This is a genomic window from Amycolatopsis sp. NPDC028719 (genome assembly GCF_055565395.1).
Genome location: NZ_JBVHUL010000013.1, coordinates 274,284 through 295,916 on the forward strand (window position 1 = coordinate 274,284; position 21,633 = coordinate 295,916).

At 72.0% G+C, this 21,633-nt stretch carries 20 protein-coding genes; 7 read left to right on the top strand and 13 right to left on the bottom strand.

Translation table 11 applies throughout. The features are described from left to right. Nucleotides 1–241: 241 nt before the first annotated feature. The 11 genes from ACZ4TR_RS43045 to ACZ4TR_RS43095 all read right to left on the bottom strand — a co-directional run bounded on the left by ACZ4TR_RS43045 (nucleotide 242) and on the right by ACZ4TR_RS43095 (nucleotide 11,676). On the bottom strand, nucleotides 242–745 hold the full coding sequence (locus ACZ4TR_RS43045; protein WP_364522880.1) for a hypothetical protein: 504 nt from the start codon (nucleotides 743–745) through the stop codon (nucleotides 242–244). Next, the gene (locus ACZ4TR_RS43050) at nucleotides 733–1,932 is read right to left on the bottom strand and encodes an MlaD family protein (RefSeq protein ID WP_465294075.1); all 1,200 of its coding nucleotides are present in this window, start codon (nucleotides 1,930–1,932) and stop codon (nucleotides 733–735) included. Before ACZ4TR_RS43050 ends, ACZ4TR_RS43045 begins: the two co-directional genes overlap by 13 nt. Next, nucleotides 1,932–2,993 carry an MCE family protein gene (locus ACZ4TR_RS43055; protein ID WP_465294077.1) on the bottom strand — a complete coding sequence of 354 codons (1,062 nt, stop codon included), beginning with the start codon at nucleotides 2,991–2,993 and terminating at the stop codon, nucleotides 1,932–1,934. The genes ACZ4TR_RS43050 and ACZ4TR_RS43055 overlap by 1 nt, the downstream gene beginning before the upstream one ends. Next, complete coding sequence (locus ACZ4TR_RS43060; RefSeq protein ID WP_465294079.1) at nucleotides 2,990–4,024, bottom strand: MCE family protein; 1,035 nt, start codon at nucleotides 4,022–4,024, stop codon at nucleotides 2,990–2,992. Before ACZ4TR_RS43060 ends, ACZ4TR_RS43055 begins: the two co-directional genes overlap by 4 nt. Further along, nucleotides 4,021–5,004 (bottom strand): MCE family protein, encoded by a 984-nt coding sequence (locus ACZ4TR_RS43065; protein WP_465294081.1) that lies wholly within the window; start codon nucleotides 5,002–5,004, stop codon nucleotides 4,021–4,023. The genes ACZ4TR_RS43060 and ACZ4TR_RS43065 overlap by 4 nt, the downstream gene beginning before the upstream one ends. After that, nucleotides 5,001–6,005 carry an MCE family protein gene (locus ACZ4TR_RS43070; RefSeq protein WP_364522870.1) on the bottom strand — a complete coding sequence of 335 codons (1,005 nt, stop codon included), beginning with the start codon at nucleotides 6,003–6,005 and terminating at the stop codon, nucleotides 5,001–5,003. Before ACZ4TR_RS43070 ends, ACZ4TR_RS43065 begins: the two co-directional genes overlap by 4 nt. Beyond that, a complete protein-coding gene (locus tag ACZ4TR_RS43075) occupies nucleotides 6,002–7,276 on the bottom strand; it encodes an MCE family protein (protein WP_465294083.1) in 1,275 nt (424 codons plus the stop codon). Before ACZ4TR_RS43075 ends, ACZ4TR_RS43070 begins: the two co-directional genes overlap by 4 nt. Continuing rightward, the gene (locus tag ACZ4TR_RS43080; RefSeq protein ID WP_364522867.1) at nucleotides 7,273–8,124 is read right to left on the bottom strand and encodes an MlaE family ABC transporter permease; all 852 of its coding nucleotides are present in this window, start codon (nucleotides 8,122–8,124) and stop codon (nucleotides 7,273–7,275) included. The genes ACZ4TR_RS43075 and ACZ4TR_RS43080 overlap by 4 nt, the downstream gene beginning before the upstream one ends. Nucleotides 8,125–8,126: 2 nt before the next feature. Further along, nucleotides 8,127–8,921 (bottom strand): MlaE family ABC transporter permease, encoded by a 795-nt coding sequence (locus ACZ4TR_RS43085; protein WP_364522865.1) that lies wholly within the window; start codon nucleotides 8,919–8,921, stop codon nucleotides 8,127–8,129. Between the two features lie 374 nt (nucleotides 8,922–9,295). Then, on the bottom strand, nucleotides 9,296–10,288 hold the full coding sequence (locus ACZ4TR_RS43090) for an LLM class flavin-dependent oxidoreductase (RefSeq protein WP_465294085.1): 993 nt from the start codon (nucleotides 10,286–10,288) through the stop codon (nucleotides 9,296–9,298). Between the two features lie 8 nt (nucleotides 10,289–10,296). Continuing rightward, entirely contained in the window at nucleotides 10,297–11,676 is a 1,380-nt protein-coding gene (locus ACZ4TR_RS43095) for an FAD-dependent monooxygenase (RefSeq protein WP_465294087.1), read from the bottom strand. A 69-nt stretch (nucleotides 11,677–11,745) separates the two neighbouring features. On the opposite strand from ACZ4TR_RS43095, the gene ACZ4TR_RS43100 reads away from it, so the two are divergent. Genes ACZ4TR_RS43100 through ACZ4TR_RS43110 form a run of 3 tightly spaced genes read left to right on the top strand, consistent with a single transcriptional unit; the run spans nucleotide 11,746 to nucleotide 16,263 of the window. Next, on the top strand, nucleotides 11,746–11,949 hold the full coding sequence (locus tag ACZ4TR_RS43100; protein WP_155545168.1) for a helix-turn-helix domain-containing protein: 204 nt from the start codon (nucleotides 11,746–11,748) through the stop codon (nucleotides 11,947–11,949). A 4-nt stretch (nucleotides 11,950–11,953) separates the two neighbouring features. Then, nucleotides 11,954–12,421: a Clp protease N-terminal domain-containing protein gene (locus ACZ4TR_RS43105; protein WP_465294089.1), complete on the top strand. Its 468-nt coding sequence runs from the start codon at nucleotides 11,954–11,956 to the stop codon at nucleotides 12,419–12,421. 56 nt (nucleotides 12,422–12,477) lie between these two features. Then, complete coding sequence (locus ACZ4TR_RS43110) at nucleotides 12,478–16,263, top strand: nSTAND1 domain-containing NTPase (protein ID WP_465294091.1); 3,786 nt, start codon at nucleotides 12,478–12,480, stop codon at nucleotides 16,261–16,263. Between the two features lie 175 nt (nucleotides 16,264–16,438). Here the strand turns inward: ACZ4TR_RS43110 and ACZ4TR_RS43115 are convergent, their stop codons facing one another. Continuing rightward, entirely contained in the window at nucleotides 16,439–16,837 is a 399-nt protein-coding gene (locus tag ACZ4TR_RS43115) for a nuclear transport factor 2 family protein (protein WP_364522855.1), read from the bottom strand. Nucleotides 16,838–16,913: 76 nt separating this feature from the next. Here ACZ4TR_RS43115 and ACZ4TR_RS43120 point away from each other — a divergent pair, with 76 nt between their 5' ends. Then, the gene (locus ACZ4TR_RS43120; protein WP_465294093.1) at nucleotides 16,914–17,348 is read left to right on the top strand and encodes a MarR family winged helix-turn-helix transcriptional regulator; all 435 of its coding nucleotides are present in this window, start codon (nucleotides 16,914–16,916) and stop codon (nucleotides 17,346–17,348) included. Between the two features lie 34 nt (nucleotides 17,349–17,382). Here the strand turns inward: ACZ4TR_RS43120 and ACZ4TR_RS43125 are convergent, their stop codons facing one another. Further along, nucleotides 17,383–19,500: a HelD family protein gene (locus ACZ4TR_RS43125; protein WP_465294095.1), complete on the bottom strand. Its 2,118-nt coding sequence runs from the start codon at nucleotides 19,498–19,500 to the stop codon at nucleotides 17,383–17,385. A gap of 123 nt (nucleotides 19,501–19,623) precedes the next feature. Between ACZ4TR_RS43125 and rsmD the strand changes: the two genes are divergently transcribed. From rsmD to ACZ4TR_RS43140, 3 genes are all read left to right on the top strand, one after another. Then, nucleotides 19,624–20,181, top strand: a complete 558-nt coding sequence (gene rsmD / locus ACZ4TR_RS43130) for a 16S rRNA (guanine(966)-N(2))-methyltransferase RsmD (RefSeq protein WP_465294097.1) — start codon at nucleotides 19,624–19,626, stop codon at nucleotides 20,179–20,181. 58 nt (nucleotides 20,182–20,239) lie between these two features. Beyond that, nucleotides 20,240–20,725, top strand: coding sequence for a pantetheine-phosphate adenylyltransferase (gene coaD / locus ACZ4TR_RS43135; protein ID WP_465294099.1), 486 nt, complete (start codon nucleotides 20,240–20,242; stop codon nucleotides 20,723–20,725). Between the two features lie 155 nt (nucleotides 20,726–20,880). Continuing rightward, entirely contained in the window at nucleotides 20,881–21,591 is a 711-nt protein-coding gene (locus tag ACZ4TR_RS43140) for a ribonuclease domain-containing protein (protein ID WP_465294101.1), read from the top strand. The last annotated feature ends 42 nt before the right edge of the window (nucleotides 21,592–21,633 follow it).

Consider the following 21,633-nt stretch of genomic DNA (forward strand, 5'->3'; position numbering starts at 1 on the left):
GCCGGTGAGCTGACCTCAGTCTCGGCCGCGGGTGGGCTGTCGCCGGGCTCGGTTGCGGGTGAGCTGACCTCGGACCTGTTCGCCGGTGAGCTGACCTCAGCCTCAGCCTCGGCCGCGGGTGGGCTGTCGCCGGGCTCGGTGGCGGGCGAACTGTCCTCAGCTCCACCCTCGCGCAAGCCGTCCCGGGCCTCCACCTCTGCCGGAGTCTCCTCGGCCCGCACCTCGACCACCCTCGCGCGGCTCATCGGGCACCCACCGGCAGCTGGTCCAGCGCACTCAACTTCCACCCATCAGCCGTCCGTGACAACGCTGCCGCGAAGCGGTTGCGCTTCACCGCCGGGGCCGTTCCGTCTTTCGCCATCGTGATCTCCACCGAAGCCAGCATCTTCGCCGTGCCCGCGTGCTCGTCCAGCTCGCTCAGCGCCGCGTCCAGGACCCGGCCCGTCGCCACCGTCGCGTTCGCCGCCAGGGTTTCCTTCGTCTTCGGGTCCGTGCGGGCCAGCTGGTCGTGCAGCGGGCCCGTCGACGCCGCCAGCCACTTGCCCAGCCCGCCGTTCACGTCGTGGTAGTCGAGGCTGCTCAGCTCCGCCACCAGCGTCCGGCCGCTCGCCAGCGCCTCGTCGCGCGCCACTCCGTACGTCAGCGACGCGTCGTGCGACGCCGCGTACCACGAATAGCCCGACCAGCCCGCGAACACGGCCGCGGCCGCCGCGACCGCCACCGCACCGTGCTTCAGCGCAGCCACAGCATCTCCTCGAGGCTCGTCGACGTCGCCTGCCCGTCGAGTCCGGTCAGCCCGCCCGGCACCGCCGGCTCCGGCACCGGCGGGTGCGGTGCGTTCTGCACGCCGCGCACCGAGCTCTCGTTCCCGTACGGCAGCGTGCAGGCCGCTCCGGTGTTGAGCGGCAGGGGCGAAAGATCGTCGCTCGGCCGGTGCTGCGTCGCCTCGTAGCCCTGGACGCACGGCGGCGGGTTGTCGAAGTTCAGCACCAGCGCCATCCGCAGGGCGTCGCCGCGGGGGTTCAGCGCCGACCCCACGCCCGCCACCGCGCGCGGCATGTTCGCCAGCAGCGACTCCTCCGCCGCGGTGCGGGTGCCGAACACCCTGGCTGTCGTCAGCAGGTTGGCCAGCAGGATCGGCAGTCCGGGGTCGTTCTCCTTCAGCAGCGCCGAAAGCTCCGTCGCCGCCGGGGGCGCGGTCGCGATCAACCGCCGCAGGTCCCCGTCGGAGCGGGCGAGCTGCTGGGCGAACACCCGGGCGTTGCTGCTGAACGAGCGCCACTCCGACGACGAGCCGACCTGCGTCCGCAGCACCGTCGCCCCGTCGTTGATCAGCTTCGACGTCTGCGGCAGGTTCGCGCTCGCCTCGTGCGTGAACGTCGTCGCCGAGTCCAGCAGCGTCTGCAGGTCTGGGCCGGCGCCGCGCAGCGCGTCGTCGAGCTCGTTGACCACCGTGCGCAGGTCCTGCGTCGGCACCGACGCGGTGAACGAATCGAGGTCCGTCAGCAGGTTGTTCACCGGCAGCGGCAGCGTCGTCGACTCGCGCCGGATGACCGAGCCCGCTTCGAGGTACGGCGCGTCGGCCGTGCGCGGCTGCAGGTCGACGTACTGCTCGCCGACGGCCGACCGGTTCGCCACCACCGCGCGGGAGTCCGCCGGGATGGGCGGCGCGCCGTCGTCGATCAGCAGGTCGGCCTCGGTCCCGGTGACGGTGAGCCGCAGCTCGCCGACCCGGCCGACGGCGACGCCGCGGTAGGTCACCTCGCCGCCTGCGAACAGCCCGCCGCCTTCGGCGAGCTCGAGCTTCACCGTGTAGCTGCCCGAGCCGAAGAGCCGGCCGAGCCCGGCGTAGTTCGCCCCCACGAACGCCGTCGTGCCCAGGGCGATCACGATGAACAGCACGACCTGGATCCGCACTCTGCGCGTCAGCATCATCGGCCTCCCGAAGGGATCGGGAGCGGCGGCAGGCCCGGCGGCACGCCCTCGCCGGGCGCGGGCAGGGGCACGCCGGGCGCCGGGATCATCGACGCGTACGCGTTGACGTAGTCGCCCTTGATCGCCGGGAGCACGGAGTCGGGGAACGGGAACGTCGGCAGCATCTGCAGCGACTTCGGCAGGTCGGCCCCGGCGTCGGCCAGCTGCCCCAGGATCGGCGCGAGCGCGCGCAGGTCCGCCACCATGTCGTCGCGGCTGCGGTCGACGACGTCGGTGGCCACCGTGGAGAGGCGATCCAGCGCCTGCAGCATCGAGACGAGCTGGGTGCGCTGGTCGGACAGCGCCTGCAGGCCGGGCGTCAGGTCGGTCAGCGCACCGGACACCTGCTCGTGGCGGTTCGCGAGCGTCGCGGACAGCCGGTTGAGCCCGTCCAGCGCTTCGGTGATGTCCGACCGGTGCGCGTCCAGGTCCGTCATGAGGGTGTTCACCCCGGACAGGAACGAGCGGATCTGCGCCTCGTTGCCGTCCATCACCTTCGACAGCTCGCGGTTGATCGTCTGCAGCTGGCCGATCCCGCCGCCGTTGAGCAGCAGCGAAAGGGCGCCGAAGATCTCTTCGAACTCGGGGTTGCGGTTGGTGCGCGCCAGGGGGATCGTGGCGCCGTTCACCAGTCGCGCACCGCTCGCGTTCTGCGCTTCGCCGTCCGGTGGGGCGAGCTCGACGAACTTCTCGCCGAGGAGGCTGGACTGGCGCAGCCGCGCGAGGGCGCCGGCCGGCAGCACGACGTCGCCGTTGACGTCCAGCACGGCTTCGGCCGTCCACCCGTCGGCGCCCAGCCGGATCTCCCGCACCCGCCCGACCGGGACGTCGCCGACCTTGACGGCCGCCTGCGGCACGAGGTCGAGGACGTCGGCGAACTGCGCGGTCACCGCGTACGGGTGGTCGCCGAGGTCGGCGCCGCCGGGCAGCGGCAGGTCGTAGACGCCTTTGAACTCGCCGCCCGAGCACCCCGCGAGGGCCAGGCACCCGATGGTCACGGCCGTGAGGATCCGCTTCACCGCCCACCGCCGTTCGTGTAGACGTCGCCGGTGGCCGGCAGCGGCAGCGCCGGGTAGTACTCGAGGACGTTGTCGCGGCCCCTCAGCCGCCCGGTCGCCGGGTCGATCGCGTTGAGGACGTTCGACACCGCCAGCGGCACGCCGTCGAGCGTCTCGGCCAGCGACCGGCGCTGCTCGACGAGCGTCCGCGTCGTCGTCACCAGATTGTCCACATTGGACTTGATGGCGCCGCGGTTGTCGCGGATGAACGCCTGGACGTCGCCGAGCGCCTGGCCGAGGCTGTCGAGGGCGTGGGCCAGCTCGCCGCTGTTGGCGGCCAGGGTGCCGGAGATTTGCGACAGCTGCTGGTTGACGCCGCTCACCTGCTGGTCGTTGGTCGCGAGCATGGTCGTGAACCGCTGCAGCTCGTCGACGGTGCCGAACAGGTCCCCCGAGTTGCCGGCCAGGGTCCGGGCGAGCTGGGCGAAGTTGCGGACGCTGTCGTTGAACGCCTGCCCGTTGCCCTGCAGGTTCCGCGCCCCGGTCTTGAGCAGGTCCGACAGCGCGCCCTGGGAGTTCGCGCCGTTCGGGCCAAGGGCCTTCGACAGCGTGTCCAGGCTGGCGTAGAGCTGGTCGAGCTCCACCGGGGTCGCGGTCCGCTGGACCGGGATCGACGCGCCGTCCTTCAGCCGCGGGCCGCCGCGGGCGAGCTTGGCGAACTGGACGTAGCGGTCGGCGACGACGCTGGGGGCGATCACCAGCACGGTGGTGTCCTCGGCGATGCCGACCGAGCCGTCGACGGTCATGTCCACCTGCACCTGCTCGCCCCGCGGGGTGACCGCGTCGACCTGGCCGACGCGGACGCCGAGCACGCGGACGTCGGAGCCGGAGTAGACGCCGACCGCGCGGGAGAAGAACGCCGTGACGTGGTGCTGGCCCGATCCGGAGAACACCCACCAGAGGGCGGCCGTCACGACCAGCGCGAGCAGGATCGCGGCGGCGACGAAGCGGGTGGTCAGGACCCCGGCGCGGGTGGTGGTCAGCGCGCTCACTTGGTGCCTCCCGGCGCGGTGCAGGGGTCGTGGTTCTCCGGCAGCAGGCCGCAGAGGTAAGCGTCGATCCAGCGGCCGTTGCCGGTGGTGTTGGTGACGACGCGGAAGTACGGCCCCGCCAGCTGCAGGCCCCGGGTGAGGTTGTCGTTCTGCTTCTTCAGCAGGTCGGTCACCTGCGACAGCGACTGCAGCGCCTTCTCGAGCGGGTCGGAGTTCTCCGCGATCAGGCCGCGGAGCTGGTCGGCCAGCCGCGCCGAGCCGGTGAGCAGGTCGTGGATCGCGTCGCGGCGGCGGTTCAGCTCGGTCAGCAGCAGGTTGCCGTCGTCGATCAGCTTCTCGAAGTCGTCGTTCGAGTTCGCCAGCGTCGTGGTCAGCTTCCGCGCGTTGGCCAGCAGCTCGGCGATCTGGCCGTCGCGGCTGGAGACCGTCTTGGACAGCTGCGACAGGCCGTCGAGCGCGCTGCGGACGTGCTCGGGGGAGTTGCGGAAGGTGTCGGACAGCGTGGTGAAGCTGTCCGCGAGCTGTTTCGTGTCGATCGCGCCGACCGTGTCGGCCAGGCCGTTGAACGCGTCGGTGACGTCGTAGGGCGTGACGGTCCGGGTGCGCGGGATCGGCCGGTCCGGGTCCTGCACGCCGTCGCCGGTCGGGTTCAGCGAGAGGAACTTGCGGCCCAGCAACGTCTTGATCTTGATGTCGGCGGTCGTGCGGTCGCCGATCCACGCGTCCTTGACCCGGAACGACACGAGGACGTGGTCGTCGGCCAGCTCGACGTCGCGGACGGCGCCGACCTTGATGCCGGCGATCCGGACCTCGTCGTCCGGCTGCAGGCCGGCGGCCTCGGAGAACTCGGCCTGGTAGGTGGTGCCGCCGCCGACGATCGGCAGGTTGTCGTAGTTGAACGTGACGGTGAGCAGCGCGGCCAGCGCGACGCTGCCGACCACGCCGAGGGCGATCGGGTTGCGCTCCTTGAACGACTTCACGAGTCGCACCTCGCCGTCGGGACGTAGACCCCGCGCGGGGGCGTGGTCTGGAGCGTGGCGCGGCAGAGGAAGAAGTTCATCCACGTCCCGTACGAAGCGACCCGGCCGATTTCGGTGAACTTGACCGGGAGGTTCGTCAGGAAACTGTCCACATCGGACTGCTTCTGCGCCAGCGTGCCCGCCACCTCCTGCAGCCCGGCGATGCTCTCCTTCAGCGGCGGGCGCGCCTGCTCGAACAGGCCCGCGGTCGACTGCGTCAGGTCGCCGATCCCGCCGATCGCGTCGCCGATCGCGGCGCGGTCGCCGGCCAGCCCGGACACCAGCTGCCGCAGCGTGGAGACCAGGTTCGCCAGGGCGTCGCCCTTGCCGTTGACGGTCTTGAGCACCGAGTTGAGGTTCCCGATCACCTCGCCGATCACCTTGTCGCGCCCGGCGAGGGTGGTGGTCAGCGAACCGGTGTGGGCCAGCAGGCTTTCGACGGTGCCGCCTTCGCCCTGCAGCACCTGGACGATCTCGCCGGAGAGCTCGTTGACGTCGTTCGGCGACAGCGCCTGGAACAGCGGCTTGAAGCCGTTGAACAGGTCGGTGAGGTCCAGGGCGGGGGTCGTGCGGTCGAGGGGGATCTCGCCGCCCTCGGGCAGCTGGTCCCGGGTGCCGGTGGTCCCGCGTTCGAGCGCGATGTACCGCTGGCCCACCATGTTGCGGTACTTGATGACCGCGTGGACGTCGGCGGGCAGCCGGCGGCCCTGCTCGAGGGAGAACCCGACGAGCGCCCGGTTGTGGTCGCTGATCTCCAGTGACTCGACCTGGCCGACGCGGACGCCGGAGATGCGCACGTCGTCCCCGGCGTTGAGCGAAGTGGCGTCGAGGAACTTCGCCGTGTAGTGCTCGCCCGCGCCGACGCCGGAGTTCGTGATGGACACGGCCAGCAGCGTCGTCGCGAGGGCGGTGACGACGATGAAGATGAGGCTCTTGATGAGCGGGGAGGCGATGTTCCTCACTTGAGCTTCACCTCCGTGCCGCGGTAGAGCGGCCCGACGAGCACGCTGCTCCACTCCGGGACCTGCGCGGCCGGTACGCCGATCGACGGCGCGACCAGCGTGGCCAGCAGCTGTTCCTCCTGCGGCGAGTTCGCGACGCCGAGGTCGCCCTGGCCGCCGGTGAGCAGCGGGTGGCCGGTGCTGCCGGGGGTCGCGGCGGCGGTGCCGGTGGTCGGGGCGACGCCGGAGGGGTAGCAGCGCGGTTCGCCGCCGCCGGTGAAGCGCGGGTCGTCCCGGCCGGGCAGGTACTTGCCGCTGTCGGCGGTCACGGAGACCTCGGCGTGCAGGCCCGGTTCCTTCCGTTCTACGCCGAGGACCTTGTCCATGGATTCCTTCAGGGCGCTCAGCGAACTGATGGTGCAGGCGAAGCTGGGGGAGTACTTCGCGGCGATCTCGAGCGGCGCGCGGCTGTCGGCGGCCAGGGCGATGAGGTTGTCCCGGTTGTTCCGCAGGAAGTTCGTGACCTCCTGGGACGACGACGTCACCTGCTGGTAGACCCCGGCGAGGTCGGCCTGCTTGTCCTTGACCGTGTCGAGCGTGACGGCCGAGGAGGTGAGCGCGTCGAGCAGGTCCGGGGCGATGTCGCCGTAGAGGCGGGAAACCGTGGCCAGGTCGCGGATGTCCTGGGTCAAGGTCGGCAGGTCGGGCGTGAAGTCCTTCAGGTAGTCCGCCGCGGTGCCGATCGTCTGTCCCAGCTGTTCGCCGCGGCCCTGCAGCGCCGTCGACACCGCGGTCAGCGTCGTCGCGAGCTTCTGCGGCTGGACGGCCTTGAGCAGCGGCAGGAGGTTGTCGAAGACGCGTTCCAGCTCGATCGCGTTGGCCGAGCGGTCCTGGGCGATCGTGTCGCCCGCGGTCAGGTGCGGGGCCCGGGCACCGTCCGGGATGGACAGCTGGACGTACCGCTCGCCGAAGAGCGTCTTGGGCACGAGCAACGCGGAAACGTCGCGGGGCAGCATGTCCACTTTGCCCGGCTCCAGGGCAAGCGCTATCTCGGCGCCCTGCGGAGTCGCCCGTACTTCGCGGATTTCGCCGACGAGCACGCCGCGGGCCTTGACCTGCCCGCCCGGGGAGAGCTGGTTGCCGATGCGGTCCGCCTTGAGCGTCACCGGGACGGTGGCGACGAAGTCCTTGTCGTACACCTTGATCGAGAGCGTCACGAGCACGCCCATGACCACCAGGAACAGCACGCCCGCGGTGCGGATCCCGGCCTTGCGGCGGGTCTCCCGTCTCATCCGGCCACCTGCACGGTGGTCGTCGCACCCCAGATGGCCAGGCTCAGGAAGAAGTCGATGATGCTGATCGCGACGATCGCCGTGCGCACGGCGCGCCCGACCGCCACGCCGACGCCGGCCGGGCCGCCGCTCGCGCGAAAGCCGTAGTAACAGTGGGCCAGGACCACGACGACGCTGAAGACGAGCACCTTCCCGAACGACCACAGCACGTCGCCGGGCGGGAGGAACAGCAGGAAGTAGTGGTCGTAGGTGCCCGCGGACTGGCCGAAGAACCACACGGTGACCTGCCGTGAGGCCAGGTAGCTCGACAGCAGGCCGATCGCGTAGAGCGGGATGACGGCGAGGAAGCCGGCGATCACCCGCGTCGTCACCAGGTACGGGACGCTGGGGATGCCCATGACCTCCAGGGCGTCGATCTCCTCGGAGATCCGCATCGCGCCGAGCTGCGCGGTGAAACCGCAGCCGACGGTGGCGGAGAGGGCGAGGCCGGAGACGAGCGGGGCGATCTCGCGGGTGTTGAAGTAGGCGGACACGAACCCGGCGAACGCCGACGTCCCGACCTGGTTGAGCGCGGAGTAGCCCTGCAGGCCGACGACCGTGCCGGTGGCGACGGTCATCCCGATCATCACGCCGATCGTGCCGCCGATGACGGCGAGGGCGCCGCTGCCGAAGCTGACTTCGGCCAGCAGGCGGACGACCTCGCGCAGGTAGCGGCGCAGCGCCCGCGGCGTCCACGCGATCGCGCGGAGGAAGAACAGGATCTGGTCGCCGAGGGTGTCGAGGAACCCGAACCGGCGGTCGACGGCTTCGCGCACGCGCGCGGCCTTGGGGACTTCCGTGGTCGTCACGATCAGCTCCCCTTGGGCGGCACGAGTTGCAGGTAGACGGTGGTGAGCACGAGGTTCAGCACGAACAGCAGCAGGAACGTGATGACCACGGACTGGTTGACGGCGTCGCCGACGCCCTTCGGGCCGCCCTTGGGGTTCAGCCCCCGGTAGGCGGCGACCACGCCGGCGACGAAGCCGAAGATGACCGCCTTGATCTCGCTGATCCACAGGTCGGGCAGCTGCGCCAGGGCCGAGAAGCTGGCCAGGTACGCCCCCGGCGTGCCGTGCTGCATGATCACGTTGAAGAAGTAGCCGCCGAGCACGCCGACGACGCTCACCATGCCGTTGAGGAAGACCGCGACACCCATCGCGGCGAGCACCCGTGGCACGATCAGCCGCTGGACGGGCGAGACGCCGAGGACCTCCATGGCGTCGATCTCTTCGCGGATGGTGCGCGAGCCGAGGTCGGCGCACATGGCGCTTCCTCCTGCGCCGGCGATGAGCAGCGCGGTGACGATCGGGCTGGCTTGCTGGATGATCGCGAGCACGCTGGCCGCGCCGGTGAAGGACTGCGCGCCGATCTGCGTGGTCAGCGACCCGATGTGCAGCGCGATCACCGCGCCGAACGGGATGGAGACCAGCGCCGTCGGCAGGATCGAGACGCTCGCGACGAACCAGAACTGCTGGATCAGCTCACGCACCTGGAACGGGCGGCGGAACGTCAGCCGGACGACGTCGAGGCCGAGCCCGTAGAGCCGTCCGGTCTGCCGCAGTGCGGCGGCCCCGGGGAACGACGGCGTCGTCGTCCGTTCGGCCATTCGTGTGCCTCCCCAGCGGTTTCGACGGCACGTCGAATACACCCGAGTCGTGCAAGGGGGAATGGTCCGAACGGGGTAAAAATTGTCGGCCATTCACGGTCTCGGGGGACACCGTGCCGTTTCCTACTGGTCGGTACGCTAACCACGGCCCTGCTGGGAGACAAGAACTTGAGCAGGATCGCGCGGTCACGGGCTGGTAACCGCGCATTTCTTGTGCGGCGCTGACAACCGCGCCCGATCTTGTTGTCAAAGAGGCAAGAGAAAATACCGACCCGGCTGCCGGAAGTGGCTGAAGGGCACCTTTGTAACACCGGACGCGCCGAAGGGCACCTTCGTCGCGTCTCGTGCGAGGAAGGTGCCCTTCAGCTCGCGGGTCAGGACTTGAGGCCGGCGATCAGTTCGTAGGAGCGGACGCGATCCGCGTGGCCGTGGACCATCGTCGTGATCATCAGCTCGTCCGCGCCCGTGTCGGCCAGCAGCTGCTCGAGTCCCTTGTGGACCGTCTCCGGCGAGCCGACGATGCTCGACCCGAACCGCTCGGCCAGGAACGCGCGGTCCATCTCCGTGTACGGGTACTCGGCCGCCTCTTCCGGCGTCGGCAGCGCGATCGGGCGGCCGCGGCGCAGGCTCAGGAACGTCAGCCCGGACGGCCCGGCCAGGAACTGCGCACGGTCGTCGGTCTCGGCGGCGACCACGGATACCCCGAGCATCACGTACGGCTCGTCGAGGACGCCGGGCCGGAAGTTCTCCCGGTAGAGCTGCACCGCCGGGATGGTGTTCTCCGCCGCGAAGTGGTGCGCGAAGGAGAACGGCAGCCCGAGCCGACCGGCCAGCTGCGCACTGAAGCCGCTCGAGCCCAGCAGCCACACCGGCGGCTGGTTGCCCTCGGCCACCACCGCGTTGACGCCGCGCGCCTCCGAGTGGGTGAAGTAGCCGATCAGCTCCTGCAGGTGCTCCGGGAAGTTCTCCGCGGACAGCCCGCCGGGGCCGCGCAGCGCCAGCGCCGTCCGCTGGTCGGTGCCCGGCGCGCGGCCGATGCCGAGGTCGATGCGGCCCGGGTGGAACGCCTCCAGGGTGCCGAACTGCTCGGCGACCACCAGCGGCGCGTGGTTGGGCAGCATGATCCCGCCCGAGCCGACGCGGATGCGCTCGGTCGCGTCGGCGACGTGGCCGATCAGCACGACCGTCGCCGAGCTGGCGATGCCGGGCATGTTGTGGTGCTCGGCCAGCCAGTAGCGGTGGTAGCCCAGCCGTTCCGCGGCGCGGGCGAGGTCCAAGGTGTTTCGCAGCGTCTCGGTGACGGTGGCCCCCTCGGAAACGGGGGACAGGTCGAGCACGGACAGCGGCACGTCAGGCAGTGAGCTCACAACCGGGGTCAACGCCCCGGTGCCGTCATTGCTTCCCGCAACGCCGCCGGATCGTCGCCGCTGAACGCGACCACGCCGTCCGGGCGCACGAAAAGCGCCTCGGCCGGGGCGCCCGCGCACTCCGCCGTGACGATCTTCACGTCCGCGCCGGCGGCTTCCCGCAGGTCGGCGCGGTCGGCGAAGTCGAACAGCACCGGACGCGCGGCGCGCATGACCTCGGCCACGCGGGTGGCGCGGCCGCCGACGGTCAGCGGCAGGTCGGCGACGTACGGCAGCTCGTCGGCGTCCCGCAGCAGCCCGGCCAGGTGCCGCGTCGCCTGGGGAAGCGCGGCGAGTTCGCCGAAGAGCGTCCGCAGCGCGTCGCCGTCTTCGCCGGTGAGGCGGTCCAGCAGCGCCTGGACGCGGGTTTGCGTCAACGTCCGCGCGGCGACCGGGTGCCGTTCCGCGTGGTAGCTGTCGAGCAGGCTCTCCGGAGCGGCGCCGCGCACGACGGCGGCGAGCTTCCAGCCCAGGTTGACCGCGTCCAGCAGCCCGACGTTGAGCGAAGAGCCCCCGGCGGGGAAGACGTGTGCCGCGTCGCCGGCCAGCAGGACCCGCCCGGCGCGGTACCGCTCGGCGAGCCGGGCCGAGCTGACCGTCCGCGACAGCCACAGCGGCTCCTCCAGCGGCAGGTCGGTGCCGAGCACGCGGCGGACGGCGTCGCGGAACTCGCCGAGCGTCGGCTCTCCGGCCGGCTCGGGCGCCACCTCCCGAACGCCGGCGATCACGACGCCCGGCGTCAGCGACGTCACCAGCACCCGGCCGCCGGGCCGGCGGTTCCAGCCCCGTACCAGCCCCGGCACCGTCGCGAAGAGGCCGACGTCGGCGCGGAAGTGCCCGAGGCGCATCAGCTCGTCGTCGGTGGTGCCGGGGAACCCGATGCCCGCCAGCTCGCGGACGCGGCTGTGCGCGCCGTCGCAGCCGACGACGTACCTCGCCTCCAGCCGATAGGGACCGTCCGGACCCCGGACCGTGTCGAGGTCCACCAGCTCGTGACCCCGCCGGAGCTCGGCGCCGAGCTCGGTCGCGCGGGCGGCCAGCAGGGCTTCCATCCGCGGCTGCTGCAGCATCAGTCCGCGCAGTGGCGAGTCCAGGCCGCTGAAGTCCAGGGGCAGCGGCCCGAACGGGAACCCGGGCAGCGGACCGGCGAAGCCCGCTTCGGCTTGGAACCGGTCCAGCAGGCCCCGGTGGTCGAGCTGCTCGACGATCCGGCCGCCGAGCCCGTTCGCCCGCGGCCGCTCGTCCGGCGCGGCCCGCCGGTCCAGGACCGCCACCTCGGCCCCGCCGAGCCGCAGCTCCGCCGCCAGCATGAGGCCCACCGGGCCCGCGCCGATCACCGCGACATCCATGACGTCCTCCTTTTCGGCCAGCACTGTCAGTTTGAACTGACGAACTGGTGTCAGGCTAGACTGACACACATGGAAGCGGAAGAGCTTTCCGGGCGGATCTCGGAAACCGACCCCGCGGTCGCGCTGCGGGCGGTCGGCGCCCTGCACCGGCTCGCCGAGCAGGTCGAGGCGGCCGCCGTCGCGCACGCGAGGGAGCGCGGCTGGTCGTGGGAGCAGATCGGGGACGCGCTCGGCGTCGCCCGCCAGTCCGTGCACGCGAAGTACGGGAAGTGAGGCCGTGGTGCTCGACCGGCTGATCGCCAAGAGCCCGTTCGCCGTCGTGGTGACGGCGGCCCTGGAGGAGTCCCGCCGCCGGGGCGACCGGCGCCTCGGCACCGAGCACCTGCTGCTCGGGCTCCTCCACGACCCGGACAGCGCGCGTGCCCTCGGCAAGAACGTCGAGGAGGCCCGCGCGGCCCTGGACCGCCTCGACCGCGCGGCCCTGGCGGCGCTCGGCATCGAAGTGGAAGGGCTGCGGCCGCCGGAGGTTCCGGTGAAGCGCGGGCGCCTGACGCCGGGCGCGTTGACGTCGAACGCCCGCGCGGTCGTCAACGAGGCGATCCGCGGGAAGCCGCGGGAGCCCGCCGAACTGCTGCGGGCGCTGCTGAAGGTGACCCCGCCCGATCCGGCCGCCGACCTGCTCGCCGAACTCGGCGTCGACGCCGGAGCCGTCCACCGGCGGCTGGTTTCGCCGAACGAACCCTGACGCGCCACGGCACCCGATACGGTTGGGGACAAACCGGCGGACAAAGGGAGGACGGGGTGCCGCGTCCGGAGCGACCCTTGGATCCCGGCGACGACCCGCTGACCGAATTCGCCGCCGATCTCCGGCGTTTGCGGGAGAGCGCCGGGAATCCGACGTACCGCGAGCTCGGCCGGCGCGCGCACTACTCGGCCGGGACGCTTTCCGAGGCCGCCGGTGGGCGGAAACTCCCCAGCCTGGCGGTCACTTTGGCCTACGTCCGGGCCTGCGGCGGGGTGCCCGGCGAATGGGAAGAACGCTGGCACGCCGTGGCCGGCGGATCGCGCCCCGAGGGTGCTGATTCACCACCCGAGCCGGAAAGCGGGGAAAAGCCGCCGTACGTCGGCCTGAGCGCATTCGGGCCCGCCGACGCGGGCCGATTCTTCGGCCGGGAACGACTGGTCGAAAAGCTCGTCGGCCGGCTTTCGAGACAACGTTTTCTCGCCGTCCTCGGCGCGTCCGGATCGGGGAAGTCCTCCCTGCTGCGCGCCGGCCTGCTGCCGTCGGTGAAGGACCCGGTCGTGTTGCTCACCCCGGGCGCCCGGCCGCTGCAGGAGTGCGCCGTCAAGTTCGCCGCGGCGCTCGGCGTCGCCCCCGGCGCGCTGCTCGACGACTTCACCGCGCACCCGCGCAACCTCGGCCTTGCCGCCCGGCAGCTCGCCGAAGCCGACGACACCGACGTCGTCGTGGTCGTCGACCAGTTCGAAGAGGTCTTCACTCTCTGCCAGGACGACGGGGAACGGGCGCGGTTCCTCGGCGCGCTCGTCACCGCGACCACCGAACCCGGCAGCCGGACCCGGGTCGTCCTCGGCATCCGCACCGACTTCTACACCCACTGCGCGTGCCACGCCGACCTCGCCGAAGCCATGCAGGACGCCCAGGTGCTCGTCGGCCCGATGACCACCGAGGAGCTCCGGCAGGCGATCTCGCGGCCCGCGGTCGACGCCGGGTACCGCGTCGAGAACGCCTTGGTCTCACGGCTCGTCGCGGACGCCACCGGCCGGCCCGGCGTGCTGCCGCTGCTCTCGCACGCGCTCCTGGAAACGTGGCGCCGGCGGCGCGGCACCACGCTCACCCTGGCCGGGTACGAATCCACCGGCGGCATCGAGCGGGCGGTCGCGCAGACGTCGGAACGCACCTTCGCGGCGCTCTCCGCGCGTCAGCAGCGGCTGGCGCGGCAGATCTTCCTGCGGATGACCGCGCTCGGCGAAGGCACCGAGGACACCAAGCGCCGGATCAGCCGGGCCGAGCTCGACACCGACGACGAGGACACCGCCGTCGTGCTCGGCGAGCTGGCGGCGGCCCGCCTGGTCACCCTCGACGACACCGGCATCGAAATCACCCACGAGGCCCTCATCCGCGGCTGGCCGCGGCTGCGGGAATGGCTCACCCAGGACCGCGAAGGCCTGCGCGTGCACCGGCAGCTCACCGAGGCGACCGACGCGTGGGAGTCGGTCGAGGAGGATCCCGGCTGGCTCTACCGCGGCACCCGGCTGGCCATCGCGCGGGAGTGGGCGGCGCGCCAGGACACCGCGCTTTCCCGGCGGGAACGGCGTTTCCTCGACGCGAGCCTCGCCGTCGAGCACGCCGAGCAGGAGCGCGACCGCCGTCGCACGCGGCGGCTGCGGCAGCTCGTCGCGCTGCTCGCCGTGCTGCTGGTCGTCGCCGTCGCGGCCACCGCGTACGCCGTGCGCGCCGAGAGCACGGCCACCGACCAGCGCAACAGCGCGCTCGCCCAGAAGGTCGCCGGCCAGGCGCTGGCCATGCGCGCCACCAACCCCGCGCTGGCCGCGCAGCTCGCGCTCGCCGCGTACCGGCTCGACCCGAGCGCCGACGCGCGCAGCAGCGTGCTCGGGATGTTCGCGACGCCGTACTCGACCCGCGTCACCGGGCACACCGGCCGGGTCAACACCGTCGCCCTCCGGCCGGACGGGCAGGTCCTCGCCACCGCGAGCTGGGACGGCACGGCGCGCCTGTGGGACGTCCACGACCCGCACCACCCGGTGCCGAAGGGTGTCCTCGCCGGGCACACCGGCAACGTCAACAACGTCGCCTTCAGCGCCGACGGCCGGAGCGTCGCCACTGCCGGGTTCGACGGCACCGTCCGGGTCTGGGACGTCGGCGACCCGGCCCGGCCGGGGCCCGGGGTGATCGTCGAACAGCACGAAAAGAAGTCCTACGCGGTCGCCTTCAGCCCCGTCGGGCCGCTGCTGGCGACCGGCGACGGCACGGGCGTGCTCCGGCTGTACGACACCACTGATCCGGCTCACCCGCGTCCGGCGGGGGAGCTGGCCGGGCACACGTCCTACGTCAACAACCTCGCCTTCAGCGGCGACGGCCGGCTGCTCGCGTCCGCGTCGGCCGACAAGACCGCGCGCGTCTGGGACGTCGCGTCGCGGCGTCAGCTCGGCGTCGCGGCCGGGCACACCGACGTCGTCCACTCGGTCGCGTTCAGCACCGACGGGCGCACCCTCGCCACCGCGAGCGCCGACGAGACCGCGCGCCTGTGGGACGTCACCGACCCTGCGATGCCTCGGCAACGGGCGTCGCTCGGGGCGCACAAGGCGATCGTGCGGTCGGTCGCGTTCGGCCCCGACGGGCACACCCTGGCCACGACCGGCTTCGACCGCACCGCGCGGCTGTGGGACGTCGCCGACCCGCGGCAGCCGCGCGAGCTGTCGTCGCTGCCCGGGCACACCGGCGCGGTCGGCTCCGCGGTGTTCACCCGTGACGGGCGCGCCCTCGCCACCGCCAGCGACGACCAGACCGCGCGGCTGTGGGACCTGCCCGGCCCGGCGATCCCGGCCCACACGGCGCAGGCGTGCCACGCCGCGTTCGGCCGCGGCGTGCTCGCCACCGCCGGCTACGACGAGGCAGTGCGGCTGCACGACCTCGCCGACCCGGCCGCGCCCCGGACCGTCGCCACCGTCGGCGGCTTCGGCGACCCGGTCTGCGGCGTCGCGATCAGCCCGGACGGCCGGACGCTGGCCACCGGCAGCTGGGACCACACGATGGCGCTGCGGGACATCACCGACCCGGCCCACCCCGGGCCGCCCGTGGTGTTCTCGCGGCCGCACGACGACATCGACGCCGTCGCGTTCAGCCCGGACGGCCGGCTCCTGGCCACCGCGGGCGACGGCCACACGGCCCGGCTCTGGGACGTCGCCGACCGCCTGCACCCGGTGGAGATCGCCCGGCTGGAAGGCCACGAGGACGACGTCCACACGCTCGCCTTCAGCCCGGACGGCCGGACGCTGGCCACCGCGGGCTGGGACCACACCGCGCGGCTGTGGGACGTCTCGGCGCCCCGGTCGCCACGGGCGCTCTCGAAGCTCGAAGGGCACACGGACACGATCTTCTCGGTCGCGTTCAGCCCCGACGGCCGGACACTGGCGACCGCCGCCGCCGACCGCGTGATCCGCCTGTGGGACGTCGCCGACCCCGCCGCCGCGCACGGGTCGGCGGTCCTCGCCGGGCACACCGACATCGTCATGTCGGTGTCCTTCAGCGGCGACGGCGGCGTGCTGGCCTCCGGCAGCTACGACCGCACGGTCCGGCTGTGGGACGTCGCCCGGCGGGAGCCGTACGCGGTGCTGCCCGAGGAAGCGGACCGGGTCTACGCCGTGCAGTACGCCCCGGACGGCCATACGCTGGTGGCCACCGTCGCGGACGGCACGGTCCGGTTCGCCGAGACCGACCCCGCCCGGGCGGCGGCGAAGATCTGCGCGGTCGCGGCGCCCCGGATCACGGAGGCGGAGTGGTCGGCCGGGTTGCCGGGCATCGACTACGCCCCGCCCTGCCCCTGACCGGTTGTTCGATGTTGTTGTTCGGTGCCGGTGCGCGGACACCGAACAACTCTTGTCCAGTAGACATGCCCTCGGACGGGTTCCGTCCGAGAGACGTTTCACTCACCGGGGGTCTGAAGGGCTCCTTCAAGGGCACGGGAACCTGCCTCCCGCCCCTCGAAGGAGCCCTTCAGCGTCACTGCTCCCGGGTCCAGGCGAGCGTCGCGGCCATTTCGCCGAACCGCCAGCCCGCCGGGGTGCGCGTCGCGGTGCAGGACACGCGCAGGCCGCTGCTGCGGTGCGGCGGTTCGCCGTCGCGCCAGAAGTGCACGAGCTGGCCGGCCCGGGCCTTCGCGTGGTCGCCGTCGACCTCCACCAGTACGTCCCCGTGCACGTGCTGGGTGCGGATCCCCTCGACCTCGCTGCTCTTGAGGAAGGCGATCACCTCGTCGAGACCGCGCAGGTCCGCGCGCGGCGAGTGCACCACCGCGTCGGGGCTGTAGACCTCGCCGGCGTCGTCGTGGCGGCATTCGTCCAGCAGGTTCGCCAGGCGGGCGAAGAGGTCGGCGATCTCGAGGCGGTCTTCGGCGGACATCCGGGCTCGTTGTGTTGGTGGGACCAACACTATCGACAGGGTGTTGGTCTCACCAACACGATTAGAGTGGCCCGGCATGGACGAGATTCCGGGCCGCCTGACGGCGAAGCCGAGCTGGCTGATCACGCAGCTGGCCGTGCACGTCCGCCGGCTGGTGTCCGACGGCTTCGCCGCCGCGGGAGCGCGCGGGTACCACTACCGGATCCTGGCCGCGCTGCACGAGTTCGGGCCGGCGAGCCAGGCCGAGCTGGGCCGCCGGTGCCGCGTCGACCGCAGCGACGTCGTGGCGGCGGTGGGGCAGCTGGTGGAGCTGGGCCAGGTCGACCGCACCCCGGACCCGGACCACGGGCGCCGCAACCGCGTGACGCTCACCGAAGCCGGCCTGCGTCAGCTGCGGCGCATGGACGAGGTCCTCGACCAGGTCCAAGCCGACCTGCTCGCCCCGCTCCCCGAGGAGGACCGGCGGACGCTGGCCCGCCTGCTCAAGCAGGTCCTGGCCCACCACGAGTGACCGACCCTCCCGGCACGCGAGCCGACCCTCCGGGTCAGGCCGCCGGGATCCAGTCGGGGTTCGAGGCCAGCACGATGAGCTGCTGCGTCGCCCGGGTCAGCGCCACGTACAGCACCCGACGTCCCGTCGTCGACTCGGTGATCAGGTCGTTCGGCTCCACGAGCACCACCGCGTCGTACTCCAGGCCCTTCGAATCCAGGCTGCCGACGACCTTGAGCCGTTCGTCCGCCTGGGCCGACACCCAGCCCGCGACCTCCGGCACCCGGTCCATCGCCGTGATGACGCCGACCGTGCCCTCGACCGCGCCCAGCAGCTCCTTCACCGCCGCCTGCGTCGCGGACGCGAGGCCTGCCGCCTCGACCGGGCGGACCTCCGGCTCCACGCCCGTCTTGCGCACGGCCACCGGCAGCTCGCCCGACTCCGCGTGCCCGGCCACCACCTTCGCCGCCAGGTCGAAGATCTCCGCCGAGTTCCGGTAGTTCGTCCGCAGCGTGAACCGCCGCCGGGCCGTCTTCACCCCGAACGCCTGGTCGCGCGCCTGGGCCGCCTCCGCCGGGTCCGGCCACGAGCTCTGCACCGGGTCGCCGACGACCGTCCAGCTCGCGTACTTCCCGCGCCGGCCGACCATCCGCCACTGCATCGGCGAAAGGTCCTGCGACTCGTCGACGACCACGTGCGAGTACTCGTCGTAGTGCTCGGGCCGGGTCGGGGCGCCGCCGGACCGCTGCGGCTCCACCTCGATCATCTGACGCCGCTTGCGCTTCGGCGGCGGCCCGATCAGCACGCGCAGCTCGTCGAGCAGCGCGACGTCGGCGATCGACCAGCCCCGTGACCGGTCCGCGAGGTCCGCCGCCAGCAGCGAGATCTCCTGCCGGTTCAGGACGCCCTTCGACACCGACGCGAGCCGCTTCTCCTCGCCCAGCCACTTCAGGACCTGCGCCGGGTACAGCACCGGCCACCAGACGACCAGGAACCGGTGGAAGTCGATCCGCTCGCCCAGGTCGGTGATCAGGTCCGCCCGCTCGAACGGCTTGCCGTCGGCCTTCGCGTACTCCTCGGCCTTCGCCGCCAGCGCGTCGAGCAGCAGCTCGGCCGCCCGGATCCGCGACCGGTTCGGCGGCGCGCCCTGCGTGTGGGCCTTGCGGCGCACCTTCTCGAGCTCCCGCGCGTTCAGCCGGAGGACCTCGCCGCGGTAGACGATCCGCATCTCTTCGGGGGCCTCCGGCGGGGTGTCCCGCAGCGCCCGCAGCAGGATCTTGCGCATCCGCAGCGACCCCTTGATCGCGGCGAGCGGCGCCGCGTCCTGCCGCGTCGCCTCCAGGCCGTCGAGGACCTCGCCGAGCGCGCGCAGCTCGACGTTCGTTTCCCCCATCGAGGGGAGGACGCGCGAGATGTAGCTGGTGAACACCCCGGACGGCCCGATCACGAGCACCCCGGCGCCGCCGAGCTGACGGCGGTAGCGGTAGAGCAGGTAGGCCGCGCGGTGCAGGGCGACCGCGGTCTTGCCGGTGCCCGGGCCGCCGGTGATCTCGGTGACGCCGCGCCACGGCGCCCGGATGACCTCGTCCTGCTCCTTCTGGATGGTCGCGACGATGTCGCGCATCTTCTCGCCGCGCGAGCGCCCCAGCGCGGCCATCAGCGCGCCTTCGCCGACGATCTGCATGTCCTCGGGCACGGCGTCGGCGATCAGCACGTCGTCGTCGACGTCCAGGACGTTCTGGCCGGAGCAGCGGATCACGCGCCGCCGCACGACGTCCATCGGTTCCTCGGCCGTGGCCTGGTAGAACGCGGCCGCGGCCGGCGCGCGCCAGTCCGTCACGAGGTTGTCGAACTCCGCGTCGCGGATGCCGAGCCTGCCGACGTAGGTGCGTTCGGCGTCGTCGAGGTGGTCGAGCCGGCCGAAGACGAGCCCCTCGTACTCGGCGTCGAGCGTCTGGAGCGTCTGATTGGCGTGGTAGACCATCATGTCCCGCTCGAACAGCATCGACGCCTGCTCGAAGATCGCCTCGCGCTGCGCGCCCTGGCCGATCTCGTAGCCCTTGGTGCGCATCGCCTCCGCTTGGACGCGCAATTCGTCCAGACGGGTGTACACGCGATCGACGTGGGCTTGTTCGATGGCGATCTCGGCCCGTCTGACCCGAGGTTCCGACACGCATGGCTCCTTGACAGCTCTGGATCGCCTCCGAGGGCGAAGAACGACTCTACGCGGTGGGTCCGGCGGGTACACCCGTGTCCCGGTCATCCGCGTGCCGTGTCCGCCCTCCACAATCGGGGGGTGACCAGGATCGTGGCCGGGACGGCGGGCGGGCGGCGGCTGAAAGTGCCGCCGAAGGGCACCCGGCCGACGTCGGAACGCGTGCGGGAGGCCCTGTTCAACGCCCTGGAGACGGCGGGCGAACTGGACGGCGCCCACGTCCTCGACCTCTACGCCGGCTCCGGCGCCCTCGGCCTCGAGGCGCTTTCCCGCGGCGCGGCCGACGCGCTGTTCGTGGAGGCCGACCGGCGCGCGGTGGACGTCCTGCGCGGCAACGTCGCGGCGCTGGGCCTGGGCGGCACGGTCCGCGCCGGGCAGGTCGAGACGGTGGTCGCGGCGCCCGCGCCCCGGCCGTACGACCTGGTCCTGGCCGACCCGCCGTACGCCGTGGACGCGGCCGCGCTCGGCAAGGTGCTGGCTTCGCTGGCGGCGGGCGGCTGGCTGGGGGAGAGCGCGCTGGTCGTGGTCGAACGCGCGGCCCGCGACGGCGAGCCGGACTGGCCGGCGGGCTTCGAGCCCTCGCGCGCGAAGAAGTACGGCGACACGGCGGTCTTCTGGGCGGACTACCGCACTTCGTGACGTGGCCCACGCGCGGCAGAGCGGGCGTCGCGACCTGCGGCACGGTAGCGTCCGCGCCATGCGGCGTGCGGTCTGTCCCGGTTCCTACGATCCGGCCACCAACGGGCACCTCGACATCATCGAGCGGGCGAGCATCCTGTTCGACGAAGTCGTCGTCGCGGTGGGGGTGAACAAGAGCAAGAAGGGTCTCTTCGAGATCGAAGAGCGCCTGGAGATGCTGCGCGAGATCACCTCGAAGCTGCCGAACATCCGGGTGGACTCGTGGGAAGGCCTGCTGGTCGACTACTGCCGCGAGAACGACATCGCGGCGATCGCCAAGGGCCTGCGCTCGGTCAGCGACTTCGACTACGAGCTGCAGATGGCGCAGATGAACCGCGAGCTGACCGGCGTCGAGACGCTGCTGATGGCGAACAACCCGGCATACGGGTTCGTATCGAGCTCGCTGGTCAAGGAGGTCGCGGCGCTCGGCGGCGACATCGAGCACCTGGTCCCGCCGGTGGTCTACGAGCGCCTCTCGGAGAAGTTCCCGAAGCTCGGGCGCTGACTCTCCGCTGCGTCCATCCACACTGGACCGCGCGCAACCCGGGACGTCCGGTTCCCGTCGTTCGGCCCCCTACGTTCGTCGGGACTTCCGCCGCGCACGGCCGGAGTTCATCTGCGCGTCTTCTGACGACCATCCGATCGGGTTACGGTCCGAAAATGACCAACTACCGATCACGCCTGGTCGCGGTCCTGTTCGCGCTCCTGGCCACGCTGTCCATGGGGGTCACCGCCGCCGAAGCGGTGACAGCTTCACCGGCTTCACCGGCCGTCGCCGCCCAGAACGCGTGCGGGAACCTCTCCGGGTTCTCCCACACGACGCTCCCGGCCCTGCCCGCCGAGGCGACGACGACGTACAACCTGATCCAGAAGGGCGGCCCGTTCCCGTACCCGCAGAACGACGGCGTCGTCTTCGACAACCGGGAAGGCATCCTCCCGTCCTGCGCGTCGGGCTACTACCACGAGTACACGGTGCCGACGCCCGGCTCGAGCAACCGCGGCACGCGCCGCATCGTGACCGGCTCCGGCGGCGAGTACTTCTACACCGGCGACCACTACGCCACCTTCAAGGTCATCGACATCAGCGGCGGCGGCACGACGCACGCCTGCGGCGACCTGTCCGGCCTCACGAAGATCGGCTACTCCCAGCTTTCCACGGCGGCTCGCACGGTGGTCGACAACGTCCGCGGCGGAGCCTCCAGCAGCACGACCTACGAGAACCGCGAAGGCGTGCTCCCGGCTTGCGCGTCCGGCTACTACAAGCTCTTCAGCGTCGGCACTGACGACCGCGTGATCTCCGGCAAGGCGGGCGAGCTGGCCTACACGCCCGACCACTACGTCACCTTCAAGCGGATCGACCTGAATTCCTGACCCGCGTGCAACGCGCCGCGCCTCCCCGTCCGTGAGGTACAC

Bases quoted from the DNA above. Each gene is read 5' to 3' on its own strand.
- ACZ4TR_RS43100 (WP_155545168.1), top strand. From the start codon at position 11,746: ATGGAAGCGGAAGAGCTTTCCGGGCGGATCTCGGAAACCGACCCCGCG.
- ACZ4TR_RS43075 (WP_465294083.1), bottom strand. From the start codon at position 7,276: ATGAGACGGGAGACCCGCCGCAAGGCCGGGATCCGCACCGCGGGCGTG.
- ACZ4TR_RS43050 (WP_465294075.1), bottom strand. From the start codon at position 1,932: ATGCTGACGCGCAGAGTGCGGATCCAGGTCGTGCTGTTCATCGTGATC.
- ACZ4TR_RS43095 (WP_465294087.1), bottom strand. From the start codon at position 11,676: ATGGATGTCGCGGTGATCGGCGCGGGCCCGGTGGGCCTCATGCTGGCG.
- ACZ4TR_RS43085 (WP_364522865.1), bottom strand. From the start codon at position 8,921: ATGGCCGAACGGACGACGACGCCGTCGTTCCCCGGGGCCGCCGCACTG.
- coaD (WP_465294099.1), top strand. From the start codon at position 20,240: ATGCGGCGTGCGGTCTGTCCCGGTTCCTACGATCCGGCCACCAACGGG.
- ACZ4TR_RS43140 (WP_465294101.1), top strand. From the start codon at position 20,881: ATGACCAACTACCGATCACGCCTGGTCGCGGTCCTGTTCGCGCTCCTG.
- ACZ4TR_RS43120 (WP_465294093.1), top strand. From the start codon at position 16,914: ATGGACGAGATTCCGGGCCGCCTGACGGCGAAGCCGAGCTGGCTGATC.
- ACZ4TR_RS43115 (WP_364522855.1), bottom strand. From the start codon at position 16,837: ATGTCCGCCGAAGACCGCCTCGAGATCGCCGACCTCTTCGCCCGCCTG.